At 53.2% G+C, this 15,262-nt stretch carries 16 protein-coding genes and 2 pseudogenes; 13 read left to right on the top strand and 5 right to left on the bottom strand.

Annotation, left to right across the window (positions count from 1 at the left end):
* Positions 1–8: 8 nt before the first annotated feature.
* The 8 genes and pseudogenes from DPO_RS17530 to DPO_RS24095 all read left to right on the top strand — a co-directional run bounded on the left by DPO_RS17530 (position 9) and on the right by DPO_RS24095 (position 7,367).
* Positions 9–626 carry a 4Fe-4S dicluster domain-containing protein gene (locus tag DPO_RS17530; protein WP_006967597.1) on the top strand — a complete coding sequence of 206 codons (618 nt, stop codon included), beginning with the start codon at positions 9–11 and terminating at the stop codon, positions 624–626.
* Positions 627–652: 26 nt separating this feature from the next.
* A complete protein-coding gene (locus tag DPO_RS17525) occupies positions 653–1,543 on the top strand; it encodes a DmsC/YnfH family molybdoenzyme membrane anchor subunit (protein ID WP_006967595.1) in 891 nt (296 codons plus the stop codon).
* Positions 1,544–1,663: 120 nt separating this feature from the next.
* The gene (locus DPO_RS17520; protein ID WP_328284779.1) at positions 1,664–2,344 is read left to right on the top strand and encodes an FmdE family protein; all 681 of its coding nucleotides are present in this window, start codon (positions 1,664–1,666) and stop codon (positions 2,342–2,344) included.
* A 22-nt stretch (positions 2,345–2,366) separates the two neighbouring features.
* Positions 2,367–3,401: a molybdopterin-binding protein gene (locus tag DPO_RS17515; RefSeq protein WP_006967593.1), complete on the top strand. Its 1,035-nt coding sequence runs from the start codon at positions 2,367–2,369 to the stop codon at positions 3,399–3,401.
* A 21-nt stretch (positions 3,402–3,422) separates the two neighbouring features.
* Positions 3,423–4,214, top strand: a complete 792-nt coding sequence (fdhD, locus tag DPO_RS17510) for a formate dehydrogenase accessory sulfurtransferase FdhD (protein ID WP_006967590.1) — start codon at positions 3,423–3,425, stop codon at positions 4,212–4,214.
* 53 nt (positions 4,215–4,267) lie between these two features.
* On the top strand, positions 4,268–6,307 hold the full coding sequence (locus DPO_RS17505) for an aldehyde ferredoxin oxidoreductase N-terminal domain-containing protein (RefSeq protein WP_006967583.1): 2,040 nt from the start codon (positions 4,268–4,270) through the stop codon (positions 6,305–6,307).
* Between the two features lie 8 nt (positions 6,308–6,315).
* Positions 6,316–6,405 (top strand): annotated as a pseudogene (locus DPO_RS26620) (4Fe-4S binding protein); the annotation flags it as partial.
* 620 nt (positions 6,406–7,025) lie between these two features.
* Positions 7,026–7,367 (top strand): NHLP leader peptide family RiPP precursor, encoded by a 342-nt coding sequence (locus DPO_RS24095; RefSeq protein WP_006967580.1) that lies wholly within the window; start codon positions 7,026–7,028, stop codon positions 7,365–7,367.
* A gap of 90 nt (positions 7,368–7,457) precedes the next feature.
* Here the strand turns inward: DPO_RS24095 and DPO_RS17490 are convergent, their stop codons facing one another.
* Positions 7,458–8,576 carry a substrate-binding domain-containing protein gene (locus DPO_RS17490; protein WP_006967579.1) on the bottom strand — a complete coding sequence of 373 codons (1,119 nt, stop codon included), beginning with the start codon at positions 8,574–8,576 and terminating at the stop codon, positions 7,458–7,460.
* A 186-nt stretch (positions 8,577–8,762) separates the two neighbouring features.
* Here DPO_RS17490 and modA point away from each other — a divergent pair, with 186 nt between their 5' ends.
* From modA to modC, 3 genes are read left to right on the top strand one after another with little or no spacing between them, the layout of a single operon-like run.
* Positions 8,763–9,569, top strand: a complete 807-nt coding sequence (gene modA / locus DPO_RS17485) for a molybdate ABC transporter substrate-binding protein (protein WP_006967576.1) — start codon at positions 8,763–8,765, stop codon at positions 9,567–9,569.
* Positions 9,569–10,267, top strand: a complete 699-nt coding sequence (gene modB, locus DPO_RS17480; protein ID WP_006967570.1) for a molybdate ABC transporter permease subunit — start codon at positions 9,569–9,571, stop codon at positions 10,265–10,267. The genes modA and modB overlap by 1 nt, the downstream gene beginning before the upstream one ends.
* 2 nt (positions 10,268–10,269) lie before the next feature.
* Positions 10,270–11,091, top strand: coding sequence for a molybdenum ABC transporter ATP-binding protein (gene modC, locus DPO_RS17475; protein ID WP_006967568.1), 822 nt, complete (start codon positions 10,270–10,272; stop codon positions 11,089–11,091).
* Here the strand turns inward: modC and DPO_RS26485 are convergent.
* A pseudogene (locus tag DPO_RS26485) lies at positions 11,030–11,503 on the bottom strand (FmdE family protein); the annotation flags it as partial. The gene modC and the pseudogene DPO_RS26485 sit on opposite strands and share 62 nt — an antisense overlap.
* A 265-nt stretch (positions 11,504–11,768) precedes the next feature.
* On the opposite strand from DPO_RS26485, the gene DPO_RS17465 reads away from it, so the two are divergent.
* Together DPO_RS17465 and DPO_RS17460 are read left to right on the top strand one after the other, a co-directional pair.
* Positions 11,769–12,041, top strand: a complete 273-nt coding sequence (locus DPO_RS17465; protein ID WP_006967566.1) for a CopG family ribbon-helix-helix protein — start codon at positions 11,769–11,771, stop codon at positions 12,039–12,041.
* Positions 12,029–12,322, top strand: coding sequence for a type II toxin-antitoxin system RelE/ParE family toxin (locus DPO_RS17460; RefSeq protein ID WP_006967564.1), 294 nt, complete (start codon positions 12,029–12,031; stop codon positions 12,320–12,322). Before DPO_RS17465 ends, DPO_RS17460 begins: the two co-directional genes overlap by 13 nt.
* A gap of 26 nt (positions 12,323–12,348) precedes the next feature.
* Here the strand turns inward: DPO_RS17460 and DPO_RS17455 are convergent, their stop codons facing one another.
* The 3 genes from DPO_RS17455 to DPO_RS26150 form a co-directional block, all read right to left on the bottom strand.
* A complete protein-coding gene (locus DPO_RS17455; RefSeq protein WP_006967562.1) occupies positions 12,349–13,599 on the bottom strand; it encodes a DVU_1553 family AMP-dependent CoA ligase in 1,251 nt (416 codons plus the stop codon).
* Complete coding sequence (trsS, locus tag DPO_RS17450; RefSeq protein WP_006967560.1) at positions 13,596–15,083, bottom strand: radical SAM (seleno)protein TrsS; 1,488 nt, start codon at positions 15,081–15,083, stop codon at positions 13,596–13,598. Before trsS ends, DPO_RS17455 begins: the two co-directional genes overlap by 4 nt.
* On the bottom strand, positions 15,080–15,262 hold a 183-nt coding region (locus DPO_RS26150; RefSeq protein WP_040012044.1), incomplete at its 5' end, for a hypothetical protein. The genes trsS and DPO_RS26150, both read right to left, overlap by 4 nt.

The following is a 15,262-nucleotide window of genomic DNA, read 5'->3' as shown; positions in this document are numbered from 1 at the left end:
GTGGCATTATGACTGCAAAATATGGAATGGTGCTGGATCTGAAACGATGTATCGGATGTAACGCCTGTACAATTGCCTGCAAAGCGGAAAACAGTGTGCCCAACGGAATCAGCTGGACAGAAACCTTGAGCGAGGAGATAGGCGCCTATCCCAATGTCACGCGGGTGTATGTTCCCACCACCTGTAATCATTGCGAAGACGCACCCTGCGCCAGGGTGTGTCCCACGGGTGCCACTTATATCACGGATGAGGGCATTGTTCTTGTGGATGATGGAAAATGTATCGGCTGCGGGGCCTGTATCACCGCCTGTCCATACAAAAAAAGAGCCAAGCTGAAAAAGGACACCTTTCAAGCCGGGCTTCATAAAAGCAATGAAATCACACCCTATGAAAAACAGGGTTATCCACGATTTACGGTCGGAACGGCAGTCAAGTGTACGTTCTGTCATGAACGGGTTGCTCAGGGGCTTCAGCCTGCCTGCGTTGTGACCTGCCCCACAGAGGCGCGTATTTTTGGCGACCTGAATGATCCAGTCAGTCAGCCGCGCAAGCTTATTCAAAAAAGGAAAGGCTATCAGGCCCTGTCAGAGCTGAACACGAAACCCAAAGTTTTTTATGTTGATTAACAAGAAATTCAAATCAGGGGGATCAAATGAGTTTAAGAAAATATGACATCGTCGGAGATGAATACAAAGTCGGCTATAGAAGACAGGAAGCCTGGGGCTGGAAAATTGCCCTTGCATTTTTCTTTGGAGATGTGGGCGCAGGCACCTTTTTTGTTTCCGCGTTTTTCAATTATATGCCGGGAATGATTTTTGGTTGGATTTTAACAACCTTTTTCAAACCTGCGGCACTGTTCATGCATCTGGGTCAGCCGTTAAGGTTCTGGCGGGCAATCGCCAATGTACGAACGGCATGGATCAGCCGCGGGATTGTCGGTGCGATACTGTTCACCGGTTTCGGGTTTCTTCACATGGTGAATTTGAAATGGGCGTTATTCGGCGGCTTTTTAGGGGGGCTGGTATTTTTTCTGGCCATGCTGGGCTGTTTTATCGTGATGATTTATCTGGGATATGTTTTGTCCCATTCTCCGTCCATTCCCCTCTGGAATACCGGACTGATGCCGTTGATCAGCCTGATATATGGACTGATGGGCGGTGTGACCATGACGATACTTTTTGGCATCAACTCGTTTCTGGCAGCAGACCCCGCTGCACTGCAATTTTTAAAAACAACCGAATTGATCCTCATTGCCATAACATTTGTCATGCTGGTGAGTATGATTCATGGGGCAGCCTATCAAAGCAGCACAGGGATGGCAACGGTGATGCAGCTCATTGTGGGGAAATACTCAAAATGGTTTTTGGGGTATGTGGTGCTGGTAGGGATTATCGGCACCGGTCTGCTGGCGTTAACCGGCTCAGTCATGATGACTGTGCTGCTGCTGGTGGCGGTTATGGAGCTGATCGGCGATTTTGGTCTTAAAATGGTATTGTTCAAATCAGCACTGTACTCTCCCCCATTGAGTCATTCAACAGTCTGATGAAATTTTGTTAAAGATTGAAATTCGGTATGAGTCAGCCCTTTGAATGGGGGTTCAAAGGGCTGACATGCCGAATGTGCAACTGCTTTCTCAATTGAAAGATGAAAGATGGGGAGAATCATGATGACGGACCGCAAAGATTTTGAAACCCTTGTGCAAGAATCAGCTCAAATACATGGACATTTATGCCCTGGTCAGGTGATCGGGGTACGTATGGCCCTGCTGGGCTGCCGCCTGATCGGCCTGGATGATCCGCAATCCCGGAGCCAGATCAAAAAATTGATTGTATATCTTGAAATGGATCGATGTGCAGGAGATGCTATTGCCCACGTCACCGGTGTGAAACTGGGGAGAAGAAGCCTGAAATTCATGAATTACGGAATCATGGCAGCCACATTCCTCAACATTGAAACCCATAAGGCCTTTCGGATCATTTCCACGGAAGAAGCAAGGGATCTTGCAGTGGTTTACGCGCCGGAAATCTTTGAAAAATCCGCACAACAGCTGGCGGCATACAAACGCATGCCCGATGATGTTTTGTTCAGAGTTCAGAGGGTAAACATCACCCTTAATGATTTCGACATGCCCGGCCCGACCCGCAGAAAAATTGTTTGCAGCCGTTGCGGTCAACTGGTGAGAGATCACCGGGAGATAATGATTGATGGAAAGCCGGTTTGCAGGCCCTGTTCAGAGGATGTGTATTTTTCAGATCCCAGTGAAGTGTCTTTGGGCGGCTTAAACGTTGCCCGGGAAAAGGATTATTACAGACCAAACCCCTGTGTTTTGGAAAATTCAATTTAAAAGAGCTGTCAAGGGAGGTTTCATGCTGGAAAAAATGTCTGTTCACGAAGCCGTTGGAAAGCGTCTTGCCCACGATATTACCGAGATCCGTCCGGGTGAATTCAAGGGAACGGCTTTCAGAAAAGATCATACGGTCTGTGATGGAGATATTTGTCACCTACAGAAGCTGGGTAAAAATCATCTGTATCTTCTGGATATGGAAAAAGATGAGATTCATGAAGATCAGGCCGCAAAAATGCTGGCAAAAAGCCTGGCCGGCACCGGGGTAGAATGGAACGATGATCCCAGGGAAGGCAAAATCACCTTGCATGCCGCTTATGATGGCATACTATCCGTCAATGTTTCATCGCTGGCTGCATTCAACATGATCGAGGAGGTGATGTGCGCCACCCGGCACAACCATACCCTGGTTAAAAAAGGAGAACTGATTGCGGCTACCAGGGCCATTCCTCTGGTGATGAAAAAGGCTCCCATCGAACGGGCCGCCTCGATCGCCGCCTCTCATGGCACAAGAACCATTAATGTCAATCGATTACAGAGCCTTAAAACAGGTCTGGTCATCACGGGAAATGAAGTGTATGACGGTTTGATCGAAGATGGGTTTGCCCCGGTATTGTCAAAAAAAATTCATGACCTGGGGTCTCCGGTATTGAATGTGGAATATGTGCCCGATGATTCCAGCCGGATCAGGCAGGCGATTTTGAAATGTCTGGATTCGGGATGTGAACTGCTTATTTTGAGTGGCGGGATGAGTGTTGATCCGGATGATGTGACCCGGACAGGGATCCGTGAGGCAGGTGCAGTGGAAATGTATTATGGCTCTGCAGTTCTTCCGGGAGCCATGTTTCTGGTGGGGTATATCAATGAAACACCGCTTCTAGGTGTTCCTGCCTGCGGCCTGTTTCACCGGATTACGGTTCTTGACTTGATTCTCCCCAGAATTATGGCAGGAGAACATATCACAAAAAAAGATCTGGCATTTCTTGGGCATGGCGGACTGTGCATGAACTGCAAACCATGCATGTTTCCGCAGTGTTCTTTTGGAAAGGGTGTGTGACTTTTCAATAAGGATGTTCAGATGATCCAGGATAAGCATTGCAAGATAATCACATTATCTGACCGGAGAAAAGAGGATATCACTCTTGAACTGATCAGGGAAGTCCCCCTTTCCATAAGGGTACAGGGGAAATCCCATACTGTTATCATGAGGACTCCTGGTGATGAGGTCGCCCACGTGGCAGGATTCTGCCTGGGAGAAGGGCTTGTTGATTCCATGGATGATTTTTCCACGCTTGGATATTGTGAACAGGACATCAATGTGGTGACCGTGACTCTGAAGCCGGAAAGAGTTCATCTTATCCCCGATATTTTAAAGAGAAAGGGATTTATCAGTCAAACCAGTTGCGGCATCTGCGGCAAAGAGCTGATCGATGACCTCAAACAGAACCTGACGACACTACCGGAAACTTCGAAAGTGAGTATGGAGGCCGGACTGCATTGCCTGGATAGTCTTTCGGCCCATCAGATGGTTCTATACAGTTGCCATGCCGCTGCTTTGTTTACAAAAGAAGGGGGGTTTTTATCTGTAGGGGAAGATGTGGGTCGTCACAATGCGCTGGATAAATCGGTAGGAAAGCTCTTGGTTCAGGACAGGCTTGATATGGCCGATTTGCTGGTTCTTTCTTCAAGGATCAGCTATGAACTGGTCCAGAAGGCCGCGCGCGCAGGAATTTCCGTCATTTTTTCAGTATCGGGCCCTACGGCGCTAGCTGTGGAACTGGCTGAAAGTATCGGTATGGCCCTGGTATCCCGGAAAAAAAACAAAGGATTGCTGGTTTTTTGTGGAGAGGATCGGCTCTTGTCGGATTGACTATTGAATCAGGGACTGGATTTTATCAGAGATAGATGCGAGTAGGAGGAATGATGCGATATGCAGAAACAGGTGTCAATCTGGAAATTGATTTGACCGAGGGAAAAATTGATAAAACAGAAACAGACCAGCGATTGATGAAGCTTCATCTGGGTGGGAATGGTACAGCCGCCAGGATAATATGGGATCGGGTAAGCCCTGAGGCAACTGCTTTTTCTCCTGAAAATCTGCTTATCTTCAGCACGGGTTTGCTGGTCGGCACCCCTGTTCCGGCCTGCAACCGTACTATGGTCGATACGATTTCACCTCAGACGAACTTTTTTTCTCATTCGATTTTCGGAGGTTATTTCGGACCGGAACTGAAGCATGCTGGTTATGATAAAATTATCATTCATGGCAAAGCACAAAATCTGGTTTATTTATGGATACACAACGATAAAGTGGAAATACGGGATGCCTCTCACCTTAAAGGCAAAGGGGCCCAAGAGACCGCATGGATCATCAAAGAAGAGTTGAAAGATCCCAGGATTCAGGTGGCTGCAATCGGTCTTGCCGGAGAAAACAGACTTTTCATGTCAACCATAGAACATTCCAATGCCAGCGCCTCGCGGGGAGTTGGGGTGATTATGGGAGATAAACGGCTGAAGGCCATCGCCGTGCGCGGCACAAAGGATTTTTCTGTTTTCAATCCTGAAGCGCTGTTTCAGTTATGTCTCAAACACAGCCAGGATATTCACGCCAGTCCGTTCAATGGCGACCTTATGGCAATTGAGTGGAACGATGCATTCCACCACGATAATTTTGCCTGGGGCAATGCCCGGGTGCGTCGAAAAGGATTTTGGAATCAGGAACTGGAAGACAAATGGAAAGATTACACCCTGAAAATCCGTGACCGGCTGCAGGGCTGCTACAATTGCCCTAAAAACTGTCATCTGGTGGTGAAGCCGCCCGGACGGCAGAGATACATTTTAAAATGTTTCGGAAAAGGCACCTGGCATATGGCGGCTTTCAAGGATCTTACGTTTACCTTTGATATCCTTGCACTTAGCCAGGAATACGGTGTGGACAGCTATTCTGGGCCGCAGACCATCGCCTTTGCAATCGAGCTTTTCGATGCAGGCATTTTAACCGACAAAGATCTGCCAGATTTCCCGGATGACAGCGGTGACAGGTTTTATTATCTCCTTGAAATGCTTGTCCGCAGGAAAGGAATCGGGGATGTCCTGGCCAATGGCGTTTATGCAGCAGCCCGTCAGATCGGCAATGGCGCCGAAGCGTATGATCACAATACCATTAAAAAATTTGAGCAGATACCGTTGAAACTGGGAAAAGTGAATTATCCGTATTATCTGATGTACTGCACCAGCGACAAGATGGCGATTAATCAGACCGAAGGATCCTTTCCCCAGGATCCTGTTAAAGAGATTGCGGACAGACAACAATTTGTAGACGAGTGGATATCAGCCCCTGAACGGTTTAAAAAATACTTCATGGAATGGGAACCCCGCACCCATCCATCCGTAGAGGCCGCCGTTAACATCTGCGACTGGAATGAGACCATGCACTACGTGGATGACGCATTGGGGATCTGTGCTTTTTGTTCGTCTTTTCGTGGCCAGTTCGGCGGAGGCTCCGCATACCACATCTACAATATCCCAACATTCATCAATTTAGCTACCGGAATGGATATGGATGCCGACGACCTGTGGCAAGTAGCCAGAAGAAATAGAAATCTTGTCAGATCCATTAACATCAGCAGAGGATTGAAAAAAGGTGATGAGAAGCCGCCTGAAAACCACTGGAAAAAAAGAGAGCCTGAAAAAGAGCAGGAACTGCTTGATGCGTACTACAAATTCAAGGGGTGGACCAAAGAAGGAATCCCCACCAGCCCAACCTTACAAAGACTGGGTCTCGATGATATCGCCAAAGCGTTTATCGAAAAAGGAATCCTCAAAGGAGATGAAGATATTTGTTATGTAGATCAGTCATGTTACTCTGAGGGAAGAAAAAAAGAACCCGTTACTGCAGTCCGCAAGGCTGAAAATTTCACTCTCACAGATTATCTTTCCAAAAATAAAGAACCAGGGAGGTAAAAACGGCAATGCATCATTCGGAAAAAAAGATCATCAAGGAAATACACATCAATCCGGATAACTGCAATGGGTGCCGCGCCTGTGAGATAGCCTGTGCAGCATTCCACGCCAAACCGAAATACAGCAGCTTTAACCCGAGCCGTGCCAGGATCCGGATGGTAATCAATGAGATAAACGATGAATGGGTTGCCATTCGTTCCGGCAGTTTCAGTAAAACAGAATGTAAAGGCCGGTCCAGATATATCATCAATGGGAAAGAATACAGTGAGTGCAGTTTCTGCAGTACGATTTGCCCGGATAGAACGATTTTTAAAGAACCGGATTCCGATCTTCCCCTGAAGTGCGACATGTGCGGGGAAGATCCCGAACAAATACCCATGTGTGTTCAAATTTGCAGTCGACAAGCACTGACTTATTCATACCGGGAAGACCAGGTTCACATGCCGGAAGAAAAGATAGGACAAGATCTGGAGACGGGATTGGGGGCCTTGACGGAAAAATATGGTTTGGAGAAAATAAAAGATGCTGTTGGCCGGATGGTGAAGAAAAATCGTTTTTGAACCGATAATGATACTTTTTCACAGCATCATACCAGTGGAATTTCGATCACGGGCGTAAATTACAATCTCAGATATAATGTAATTTACTTATATCTGGTTTGTGATTTAAATAACCGAGACAGTCAATGACCAAAAGTCAGAAAGAAAGGAGATTCATCATGAACGAGGAACAAGCCAAAAAAGCGCAGCAACAATGGGCAAAAATAATTACCAAGGCACGGGCGGATGAAGATTTCAAAGTTAGACTGATTGCAGAACCAGCTGCGGTTCTCAAGGAAGAAGGTATTGTGGTGCCCGACGGAATTACCATCAAGGTAATGGAGGACACGGAAAGCGTTACCCATGTTGTCATTCCTTTAAGGTCGGATGGCGCTGGTGCGGAAAACTTGGCAGAACCGCATTCGGCAGCGAACACGGGGAATATGAGCGAATCTGATAAAGTCAGAACAACGGCAAGAGATGCAATCATCAATAAACAAAAATGGAGGACAGAACCATAGTTTTAGAAGCTTCGAAGTGATATACGGTAGGATCCTATAGTGCTGTGCAAAGCCATTGTATTCCATGTTTTTAAAAAAAGATGTTGGGGGTCAGAATGCGGCAATGGTGGTCCCGGTTTTTTTCTGGCTGTACCCGGGCAGCAGAGAAAGTTCATCCCTGAAACCACGGCCTTGAAGCGCATCCAGAATGATCTGGATCCCGGGCATGTTCACCAGGTCGGCAGGGACCACCAGATCACACCGGACTTCGGCCAAAGGAACAAAATCCAGGTCAAATGCCTGGGCCACGGGGCGCAGCCCCAGAGCAGCGTCAGCCATGCCGAACGCGATCATCTGGGCACCCTGGTTATGGCCGTGTACCAGGGTGTCATATCCTGAAACAGCGGTAACAGGTATCCCGGATCCTGCCAGCAGTTCATCCAGAAGGCCGCGCAGGGCCGCGCCGGGCTCCCGGTTGACAAACCGGATGCCGGAATCAGCCAGATCGGCGGCGGTCCGGATGTTCAACGGATTGTCCCGGGATACCATCAGCCCTTCCTCCATCAGAGAAAACCCCATTACCAGAGCACCGGTCCGGTTCAGGTTCCGGCGGGCCAGGGCCACATTGGCCTCCTCCCCCGGGGGGTTGTGCAGGTGAACACCGGCCAGGTGGGTCTTGCCCAGGGCCAGGCGCTCCATGGCAGCATGGGTGGACCCGAACCGGCAGCGCATCTGCAGTTTGGGTTCTATCCGGGCGGCATGGGCGGCCAGGAGTGAAAAAGCGGGATCACAGCCGGTGATCAGGATGGTTTGATCCAGGGCCGTGTCCGGGCTGAAAAACCGGATCTGTCCTCTTCCCTGCAGAAAGACGCCATCGGCGGGCTGTAAAAGGCTGGGAAAGGTGAAACGGCCGTCCACAGGATAGACCACCAGCCGGTCCCGGATTTTGACCACGGATACCCGTCCTTCATCCGGCAGGCCGTCTTCTCCCATCACCAGGGGTAGGTCGGTCTCGGACACGGTTTCATAGAACAGATCTTCCACCCGGCAGCCCAGGTGCCTGGCCAGTTTGAGGGCCACGCCGGTGTTGGGCAGGTACCGGCCCGACTCGATATCGTAAATGCCCTGCCGTTTGAGCCCCACCAGTTCCGCCAGGGCGGACTGGGACAACCCGGCTTTCACTCGGTACTGCTTGACCCGGTTGTCCACCTTTTCAGGCGTATGTTTCATGACCCCCCCCCCTCCTGTGAACAGATAGTTATGAACGAAAATGACGTTTTAAAAAATATATTGACTTTTATAAACGTCATATCTACCATGATCGGGCCGGCAAGGCAAGTATACTGTGAGGAAACGATACGATCAACAAGACCGGAACAAAAAACCGAAAACTGACACCAGACAAAGGAATGGAACATGACAATAAAAAAAATGAGATCGTTTGCAGCGGCAGTAGCCGCTGTTTTGATCCTGGCTGCTGTTTTGGGAGGACCGGCAGGGGCTGATGAACACCCCATCACCGTATTTGCCGCCGCATCCACCACCAATGCGGTCACAGATATCGCCGCCCTGTATGAAACAGATCATCCGGTAAAACTCCGGCTTTCCTTTGCCTCTTCGTCCACTCTGGCCAAGCAGATTGAAAACGGGGCGCCGGCAGATATCTTTCTGTCGGCCAACCCTAAATGGATGGACTACCTGGCGGAAAAGGACATGATTGTCACCGAAACCCGCCGGGACATGCTGGGCAACCGCCTGGTGCTGATTGTCCCCATGGACAGCCCGAATGACGGACTGCAGGTGGATGCCAGTCTGGACCTGGCCGGACTCCTGGGGGACGGGCGCTTGTCCATGGGAGATCCGGACCACGTGCCGGCCGGGATGTACGGTAAAAACGCCATGACGCACCTGGGTCTCTGGGATGCTATTGCGGACCGGTTGGCCCGGGCCAAAGATGTCCGGGCCGCTCTGGTCCTGGTGGAACGGGGGGAATGCCCCCTGGGCCAGGTTTATGCCACGGATGCGGCCATCAGTGCCAAGGTCCGGGTGGCCGGGGTTTTTCCCGAAGACAGCCATCCACCCATTGTGTACCCGGCTGCCCTGGTGAAACAGGGCCTAGACGTCCAGGCAAACCCCGGCGCGGAAGCCCTTTCGTTCCTGGATTTTCTTCAGTCAGGCCCCGCAGCCCGGGTGTTTGAAGCATACGGATTCACTGTCCGCTGATGGAAACATGGCACCTGACCCCCATGGAATGGGAGGCCCTGAGGCTCAGCCTCAGGGTGTCTGTTCTGGCGGTGACAGTGAGCCTTCCGGCCGGCATCGGGGCGGCCTGGATCCTGTCCCGGTGCCGGTTTCCGGGAAAAGGCCTGTTGGACGGCTTTATTCACCTGCCCCTGGTGCTACCGCCGGTGGTAACCGGTTATCTGCTGCTGGTGCTCCTGGGCAGAAAAGGGATCATCGGCGGATTTCTCTACAATACCTTCGGAATTACCCTGGCCTTTACCTGGAAAGGTGCAGCTGTTGCCGCGGCGGTCATGGCCTTTCCTCTGCTGGTCCGGGCGGTGCGGCTGTCGGCCGATGCCGTGGATACGGGGCTGGAAGATGCGGCCAGGACCCTGGGGGCCGGCAGGATGCGGGTTTTTTTCACAATCACCCTGCCCCTGATGGTGCCCGGTATCATCACCGGGACCATCCTGGCCTTTGCCAGGAGCCTGGGGGAGTTCGGCGCCACCATCACGTTTGTCTCCAACATCCGGGGTGAGACTCAGACCCTGCCCCTGGCCCTGTATTCCCTCACCCAGGTGCCGGACGGGGAGGCCGGTGCACTGCGGTTGTGCATCATCTCCGTGGCCCTGGCCATGACCGCCCTGGTCTTGTCGGAATGGATGGCCAGACGGTTTGATACACTCATGAAAGGATGACGATGACGGCAGCGGACGCAGTGACGGATGGCAGTAAAAACAGCAGAATCACGAAAAACAGGGTGGATGTCCGGGTGCAGAAACAGCAGGGCGGTTTTTTCCTGGATGTCGCGTTTGCCGCGGAACAGGCTGGGGTCACGGCCCTGTTCGGGCCTTCCGGTGCCGGAAAGACCTCTGTGGTGAACATGGTGGCCGGGCTTTCCCGGCCGGACCGGGGCCGGATCACGATCGGGGACCGCTGCTGCTTTGACGGGGAAACAGGGATTTATCTTCCTCCGGAAAAACGCCGGATCGGATACGTGTTCCAGGAAGCCCGGCTGTTTCCCCACCTCACGGTCCGGGCCAACCTGACCTTTGGCATGAACCGGCTGAAGCCTTCGGACCGGTTCGTGGGGGTTGAACCGGTGGTGTCGCTTCTGGGGATCGGATCATTGCTGAAACGCCGGCCGGCCCGGTTGTCCGGCGGGGAAAAACAGCGGGTGGCCATCGGCCGGGCCCTGCTGTGCAGCCCGCAGCTGCTTCTCATGGACGAACCCCTGGCATCCCTGGACCAGGCCCGCAAAGAGGAACTGCTCCCATATATCCGGACCCTGAGCATCCGTTTCCGGATTCCCATTCTTTATGTGTCCCACCAGATGGAGGAGATCGCGTCTGTCGCCGATTCCCTGGTCTGTCTGGAAAACGGCAGGGTTATCGAGCACTCGCCCGTGTCACGGAATAATAGGCCATTCCCTGGCACGCCGGGCACCTGTCGCCCCAGGACAGGGGATAGGACTCCCTGCAGCCGGGACACAGGCCGGTTTCCTTTGGATGATCATCCCTAAGCTTGCTGTCAAGAACAAGGGCTTCTGAGGTATCCACCAGTTCGTGCCGGCCGGCCAGGAACGACTCCGCCAGTTCCTCAAACGGGGGCATCCCTTTCAGGGGGTCGGGCCGGTTGAACCATTGGTGGACCGCCGGCCAGTCCGGTATTGCCTCAGCCACCAGCCATGCCCGGATCCCGTTGAAGGTCGTCCGGTCATAGGCGGTGATGGCAAACTTGCTCCAGTTGAAAATCCGGAGCCATCCATTGCCCACCGTACAGGGGGTCAGCAGCTGAACCGCATCGGGCAGGCAGTTGATGGTTTCCGCCACAACGACCAGGGCCTCGGTCTGTTTCATCCGTGCCATTGCCGCATCCAGCAGCACCGCCCCCACCAGCATGCCGGGGGACCGGCCGCCGTGAAACTCCTCCATTTCAATCAGGTAATCCTTCAAATCCATGCCGCAGACACTGATGTTTTCCATACCTGTCCTCAGTTGATAATGGTTGGTTCTAATTGTCACTGACTGGAAACAGATATTGCCGGTTTTGAATCAAAACGGCAAGAAAATTTTCTGGATTTATCAAGGTCTGCTGGTATTACCCAAGCTTAGAACTGTGCGGTATAAGGGAAAAACTTGATATTGATTTTCAATGATGGTATTGAAAGGTATCACTTTGGAATAAGGAGAGCTTGTCATGGCCACGTCCATCAAAATCGATGACGAATTAAAGAACAGGGTCCGGCAACTGGCAGATGTCAAAAAACGGTCAGCACACTGGATCATGTGTGAAGCGATACGGGAATATATCGAGCGAGAAGAAAAAAAAGAAAGCTTCAAACAGGAAGCCTTGGCATCATGGAAAGCATACCAGGAAACCGGAAAGCACCTGACCGCTCAAGAGGTTCAAAGCTGGCTTCAAACCTGGGGTTCTGAAAAAGAAACCGGGATGCCCCCATGCCACGATTGATCATCACCGATGGGCCGGTTCAGGGTCTGGAACGGTGCCGCCGGTTTCTGGCTGAAAAAAATCCCGGTGCCTCAAAGAGAGCATCGGAAATGATTGGTTATTATCTTGCAATTTTGGAATCAGAGCCCGAAATAGGCCGGCCTTTGGGAGACATGCCGGAATTGCGGGAGCTGATCATTCCTTTTGGCGAGTCCGGATATGTGGCTTTATATCGCTACGAAAAGGTCAGGGAGATTCTGTATATTCTTGCTTTTCGGCATCAGAAAGAGGCAGGGTATTGACTGAGCCGCCACCACAACCACCAGGGCTATAGATCCAGGGTGAGCACCCGTTTTCCATTAGGGGTGCAGGGGGGCAGGGATGCGTATTCAAGGGTGATCTCCACGGGGAGGGAAAGCGCCTGTTTCAATTGATCCGCCAGGTTTGGGAATGCCTCTTTTCCGCCCATGTCCAGGGTCAGGTGAACCTGCCCGGGGGGATGGACCGCTACCCGGTATCCCCGGAGACCGGGAATCGCGTACATGACTTCATCCAGGTGCGCCAGGCTCAGGCAGATCTGATCGTCCAGGCGGACCGTGTTGGACAGCCGGCCGGACACCTTGTCCAAGCGGTGCAGGGATTCGCCGCAGGGACAGGGATCGGCGGCCATTTTTGCCAGATCCCCGGTGCGGTACCGGATCAGGGGCATGGCCTCATTCCGGAGCGTGGTCAGGACCACCTCCCCGGTGCGGGAGGGGGACAGGGGGGTGCCGGTGTCCGGGTCCACGATTTCCACCAGAAGATCGGCATCCCGCAGGTGATACGCCTGCCGTGCCCCGCACTGGACCCCGCCGCCGTAGCCGGTTTCCGTCATGCCGTAGTGGGTGAACACCCGGCACTGCCAGGTGGATTCCAGGACCTTTATGATGCTGTCCGGCACATAGTCGGCACTGAGCAGGACCGTGGCCGGCCGGAGAGTCGGGGCGGTCCGGGCCAGGTAAAGCATTTCCGCGGGCAGCCCCACCAGGCAGTCAAATTCCCCGGCCACACCGGCGGCCTGGTCCGGATCCCTGATATTGCCGTAGATCAGCGAGGACACCTTGATGCAGGCCAGGCCTTGTTGCAGCAGGTCCCCGATACTGTCCGGGGTCCCGCTGGACATACAGATCATCACCCGGTCTTTCGGGGTCACCAGGGTGGACATACCGTGGGCAAAAAAATCGACGGTCCGGTCCAGGTCGTTCCGGGTAAAACAGATCCGCTTGGGGAGACCCTGGCTCCCGGAGGTGAGCAGGGTGGTGATCCGGGAGATCTCTCCTGCGGAGATGCACACCATCCGGGTGCCCTGCTCGACGATGTCTCCGGGAACCGTGAAGGGGATGCCGGCGAGGTCCTCCCGGCGGGTGACGGCCCCAGGGTCCACATGGGCCAGGTGGTTCCGGTAAAACCGGCTTTTTTTCCGGGCGTAGTGGATCATCTGCCGGAGCCGCTCCAGCTGCCACTTCTCCAGGGTGTCTGGGGACAGCCGGGCACCCAGGCCGGTTCTTTGGGCTGTCCAGGATGGGATGGGGGAAATCATGAGGGCACTTCCTTCGGCGGCCAGCCCGACAGGTAATAGGCGCAGAACGGGACGAACCGGCCGTTGTCAAATACGTGCAGGCTGCAGCGCCGGAGCCGTTCTATGTCCAGGTTGCCCGCATCCTGGAATGCCATGGAAGTTAGGGTGAATCCATGGGTTATGACCCGGTTCATGAAATAATCCAGGTCCAGGGACTCCGGGGGCGGGTTCATGGGAAACGGGGTTTGAGACGGCTTGTCAGGAAACCGTCCTTCACGGGGTGGGGTCAGTGTGTCTGGATTGCAGCAGCTGGCGGGGGCGATGTTCCCGGAAGCAGGGCAGCACCTGGAAGGGGCCCCACCGGCCGGTGACAGCAGATCCGGTTCCGGGCTCTGCCACCGCCGGGTGATAAAGGCCCGGTTCTGGTCCACGGTGACAGGGGAGTCGCAGCACTGCCCGGACCGGTCCCGGGGATGGGACAGGGGCATGATGCTGTCCGGCAGGACCACGAAATCCCCGTGGAACTTGCACAACGGGTGATTGAACCGGGAACTGAGCAGGTGCTGTTTGGCGATCCGGCCGCCTGTCTGGGTTTCGATCTCCGCCATGACCTCGTCCAGGGTCAGGCGCATCCGGTCCGAGGGCATCTGGGGAATCCGGCCGAAAAAACTGACCGGCTGGAAATGGACTCCCCTCACCCATGGGGACAGGGAGATCCCGTAATCGATGACGGCCCCGATCTGGTGGACATTGACCTCCGGCACCAGGGTGGGCACCAGGGTCACCCCGATGCCGCACTCTCCGCAATGGGTGATGGCTTTTTTTTTGACGTCCAGGAGCGGTTTTCCCCGAAGTGTCCTGTACACTTCGTCATCCATCCCGTCGAACTGGAGAAAGACAAAAGACAGTCCGGCCTCTGCCAGCTGTCCCGCATATTCCCGGTCCTGCCCCAGCCGGATGCCGTTGGAGTTCAGCTGCACATGGGCACACCCGGCCTGTCTGGCATGGCGGATGATTTCCGGCAGGTCGTCTCTCACCGTGGGCTCTCCGCCGGACAGCTGCACCAGGGTTTTGCCCGGTACCGCCAGCTGGTCCAGCCATCCCTTGACGGTTTCGGTCGCCGGGTCCAATGCCGGGGCTGCATCGGCAAAGCAGAACCGGCAGTGCAGGTTGCATTGCCCGGTGACCTCCAGGAGCACGCAGCAGGTTTCCCGCTGGTGGTCCGGGCACAGGCCGCAGGCATGGGGGCAGTCCAGGTTCTCCCCGTCCCGGATTTCCGGGACATCCCCGATCCACTCTGTGATGGGAACATGATTGCGCCAGACCGGGGTGGAAAAAAATCCATGTTCCGGGCACTCTTTTTCCATGAAAACTGCAACCCCGGCCTGGACATGGGATGCCGGGATCCGCTTCAGGCAGACCGGGCAGACCGAAAAGGTGCGGCGGATGATGTGTCTGCTGGAGCAACGGGGTTTCAAATCGGTTTTATGGTTACTATGTGTCATTGTTTTTCACATCTGATCTCAGCCTTATTGAACTCACGTAAATCAAAAAAGGTTTTTACGATAAACATGGTTACGTTCTTTGGTGAATGGAATACAACATTAAAAGGAGCAATCAGGTCTTGCAAAACTGAAAAAATTCTACCATAAATATTGTGATAAATTGAAGGTTTTTTATGATT

This window comes from Desulfotignum phosphitoxidans DSM 13687 (genome assembly GCF_000350545.1).
In the GTDB taxonomy this organism is placed as follows: domain Bacteria; phylum Desulfobacterota; class Desulfobacteria; order Desulfobacterales; family Desulfobacteraceae; genus Desulfotignum; species Desulfotignum phosphitoxidans.
The sequence above is the reverse complement of the archived record's forward strand: the minus strand, read 5'-3'. Positions and strand labels throughout refer to the sequence as shown.

Excerpts from the sequence above, each read along its gene's own strand:
- DPO_RS17530 (WP_006967597.1), top strand. The coding sequence starts at position 9 with ATGACTGCAAAATATGGAATGGTGCTGGATCTGAAACGATGTATCGGA.
- DPO_RS17525 (WP_006967595.1), top strand. The coding sequence starts at position 653 with ATGAGTTTAAGAAAATATGACATCGTCGGAGATGAATACAAAGTCGGC.
- DPO_RS17520 (WP_328284779.1), top strand. The coding sequence starts at position 1,664 with ATGATGACGGACCGCAAAGATTTTGAAACCCTTGTGCAAGAATCAGCT.
- DPO_RS17515 (WP_006967593.1), top strand. The coding sequence starts at position 2,367 with ATGCTGGAAAAAATGTCTGTTCACGAAGCCGTTGGAAAGCGTCTTGCC.
- fdhD (WP_006967590.1), top strand. The coding sequence starts at position 3,423 with ATGATCCAGGATAAGCATTGCAAGATAATCACATTATCTGACCGGAGA.
- DPO_RS17505 (WP_006967583.1), top strand. The coding sequence starts at position 4,268 with ATGCGATATGCAGAAACAGGTGTCAATCTGGAAATTGATTTGACCGAG.
- DPO_RS24095 (WP_006967580.1), top strand. The coding sequence starts at position 7,026 with ATGAACGAGGAACAAGCCAAAAAAGCGCAGCAACAATGGGCAAAAATA.
- DPO_RS17490 (WP_006967579.1), bottom strand. The coding sequence starts at position 8,576 with ATGAAACATACGCCTGAAAAGGTGGACAACCGGGTCAAGCAGTACCGA.
- modA (WP_006967576.1), top strand. The coding sequence starts at position 8,763 with ATGACAATAAAAAAAATGAGATCGTTTGCAGCGGCAGTAGCCGCTGTT.
- modB (WP_006967570.1), top strand. The coding sequence starts at position 9,569 with ATGGAAACATGGCACCTGACCCCCATGGAATGGGAGGCCCTGAGGCTC.
- modC (WP_006967568.1), top strand. The coding sequence starts at position 10,270 with ATGACGGCAGCGGACGCAGTGACGGATGGCAGTAAAAACAGCAGAATC.
- DPO_RS17465 (WP_006967566.1), top strand. The coding sequence starts at position 11,769 with ATGGCCACGTCCATCAAAATCGATGACGAATTAAAGAACAGGGTCCGG.
- DPO_RS17460 (WP_006967564.1), top strand. The coding sequence starts at position 12,029 with ATGCCACGATTGATCATCACCGATGGGCCGGTTCAGGGTCTGGAACGG.
- DPO_RS17455 (WP_006967562.1), bottom strand. The coding sequence starts at position 13,599 with ATGATTTCCCCCATCCCATCCTGGACAGCCCAAAGAACCGGCCTGGGT.
- trsS (WP_006967560.1), bottom strand. The coding sequence starts at position 15,083 with ATGACACATAGTAACCATAAAACCGATTTGAAACCCCGTTGCTCCAGC.